This is a genomic window from Okeania sp. (genome assembly GCF_983059655.1).
The window spans coordinates 1-3,153 of sequence record NZ_CEZPJD010000879.1; the positions used below are offsets into that span (position 1 = coordinate 1).

Below are 3,153 nucleotides of genomic sequence, written 5' to 3' on the forward strand. Positions count from 1 at the left end.
ACAGGCAACAGGCAACAGGCAACAGGCAACAGGCAACAGGCAACAGGCAACAGGGTTATTTCATTTTTTATAATCGCCTCGATGTTAAGAGTAGAGGAGAGGGGGAAGTGTGGGGAGTTTAGAGAAACACTACAACTTTTATGGTTGAATTAACTTTTTGATTGAAATCTGGTTATACAGTTGTTGCACTCTATACTTCCATTCAATTCCGGTATTTTATGCTGAAATATCCTCAGATAATTCCTACTCTCATCCTAACTTCTGACTTTTGACTTCTAACTTCTGACTTCTAACTCCAGACTCCCGATTTTGAATTTTAGAAATTTTTAAGTAATCATTGTAGTATAATATAATTCATAGTACATAATACTTTTATTATTATTAAGCTTTGATTCAATCTGAGACTTTAGAATTACTGGAATGGCCTCGCTTGTGTCAACACTTGGCCACTTTTACAGCAACGAAATTGGGTGCAATATTGCTCCACAATTCTAGGACTTTTAATATCGGCGATCGCCAAAACACGACTAATTATTTACCAATTCCGTCAACAAGAGCGGAAACTATACAACTATTAGCTGAAACTAAGGAAGCTTATATACTAGAAACTCGTCTGCCACAGGGTTTGTCCTTTGATGGTATTGAAGACTTTGGAGATTCCCTGGAAAGAGCAGAACTAGGTGGTATAATCTCTGGACGTGAACTTTTAGCTATTGCAACAACTCTGGCAGGCGCTCGTAAGTTACGTCGGACAATTGACAATTATGAGGAAGAATATGAGTTGTCAGTTTTACCGGAATTAGTAGCTGAGTTACGCACTTATCCAGAACTAGAACAGGAAATTCACCGCTGTATAGACGATAGGGGAGATGTTACAGACAGAGCAAGTCCAAAACTAGCGGGTATTCGAGAAAAAATGCACCATTTACGCGATCGCATTGATCGGATACTTCGAGGCATTTTACAACGGAAAGCTAGTGCTATTCAACAACCAATTATTACTCAAAGGAGCGATCGCTTTGTAATTCCTGTCAAAGCACCTCAAAAAGATGCTGTACCTGGTATTGTTCACGATACATCTACAACTGGTTCAACACTATACATAGAACCTAATGGAGTTGTCAACCTCAATAACCAAATGCGACAACTACAGCGCCAGGCCCAAAGGGAAGAAGAAGCGATTCGGCAAGCATTAACAGAGCAGGTGGCAGAAGTTAAGGAAGACTTGGAGCAGTTACTGATAATTGCTACTACAATTGACTTGGCCACAGCTCGCGCTCGTTATAGTTTATGGTTAGGAGCAAACCCGCCTCAATTTACCGAACCAGACTCCGAGCGCCCCGTGAATATTCGTCAATTGCGACATCCGTTGTTAGTTTGGCAACAGCAATACGAAGAAGGAAATGATGTGGTACCTATTGATGTTACGGTGAAATCTCCAGTTAAAGTGGTGGCAATTACAGGGCCGAACACTGGTGGTAAAACTGTTACTCTGAAGAGCTTGGGGTTAGCTGCACTGATGGCAAAAATAGGGTTATTTATACCTGCCAATGAACCTGTAGAGTTGCCCTGGTTTGAACAAATCTTGGCTGATATTGGTGATGAGCAATCATTAGAACAAAGTTTATCTACTTTTTCTGGTCATGTTCGACGCATTATTAGGATTTTAGAAGCAATAGATGGGGATGAAAATCAAGAAAATTCTGATTTATCTTCTACCTTGGTTTTGTTAGATGAAATTGGTGCTGGTACAGACCCCACTGAGGGTAGTGCTTTAGCAACTTCTATTTTGCAATACTTGGCTGACAATGCGCTATTAACAGTGGCAACTACCCATTTTGGAGAACTGAAAGCTCTCAAATATGACGATGAAAGGTTTGAAAATGCTTCTGTAGAATTTGATATCAATTCATTACAACCCACATACCGCCTGCTTTGGGGAATTCCAGGACGGTCTAATGCTATGACTATTGCTGGCAAGTTGGGTTTAAAACAGGAGATTATTTATAGAGCGCAAGATTATGTGGGAGGAAACTCTGAGGATGTGAATCAGGTAATTGCAGGTTTAGAAGCACAAAGACAGCAACAGGAAACAAAGGCGAAAGAAGCTTCTGAGTTACTACAAGAAACTGAGTCTTTACATCGGGAAGTTTCGAGAAAAGCTGCTGCCCTCAAAGATCGAGAGAAAGATTTACAGTTATCGCAAGAGGTGGCGGTACAGGAAAAAATTGCTGAGGCAAAGGCAGAAATTGCTACGGTCATTAGGAATTTACAACAGGGTCCGTTAACTGCTCGAAATGCTCAGAAAGCTACGAAAGCTATTAATGAAATTTCTGAGAAATATTTGCCTTCTCGTACTCTCCCTGTCAAGAAACCGAATTTTATGCCGAAAGAGGGCGATCGCATTCGGATTCCCAAAATTGGGCAAACAGCAGAAGTATTGAGCGCTCCTAATGAGAATGATGAACTAACTGTTAAATTTGGAATTATGAAAATGACAGTTAGTTTGGCAGAAGTGGAATCTCTTGATGGTGAAAAAGCAGAGCTTTCTAAAAAGAGTAAAAATGTAGAAGCGCAAAAGAGTAAAAAGTCAGAAAGTAAGCCTAAAGAAACTAAACCGGAGATTAATTCTAGTGGTTTAGCTGTTCGTACTTCTCAAAATAGTATTGATATTCGTGGCAGTCGGGTAGCAGATGCTCAAATTGAGGTAGATAGGGCACTTTCTCGGGCTATCGAATATGGTTTGTTGTGGATTATTCATGGTAAAGGTACTGGTAAATTGAGGCAGGGTATTCATGAGTTTTTGCAGGATCATCCGTTGGTTGAGCGTTATGAGTTAGCATCTAAAAATGATGGTGGTAGTGGGGTAACTATTGCTCATTTAGTCTAGTGTGTAATTTCAGTTATCAGTTATCAGTTATCAGTTATCAGGGGAAGTGAGGGAGTGGCTCACACGGATTACGGCACGGATATACGGATAGGTCAGGGAGTGGGGGAGTGCGGGAGGTAGATATCAGAATAATTACAGCAGATTTCATCAGGTGTGAGGTATATTCTTCGCGGGCAAGATGCCCGCACTACCAACATTTTAACGTTAATATTTGTACCTCTTATGCGAGGAATCTGCTGTAACAATAACTGGGGTGCTAATTA

At 40.6% G+C, this 3,153-nt stretch carries 1 protein-coding gene; it reads left to right on the top strand.

Features of this window, described 5'->3' with window-relative positions:
- The first annotated feature begins 388 nt into the window (after window positions 1-388).
- Window positions 389-2,890 carry an endonuclease MutS2 gene (locus AC3DU7_RS29650; protein WP_488042833.1) on the top strand — a complete coding sequence of 834 codons (2,502 nt, stop codon included), beginning with the start codon at window positions 389-391 and terminating at the stop codon, window positions 2,888-2,890.
- Window positions 2,891-3,153: the final 263 nt, after the last annotated feature.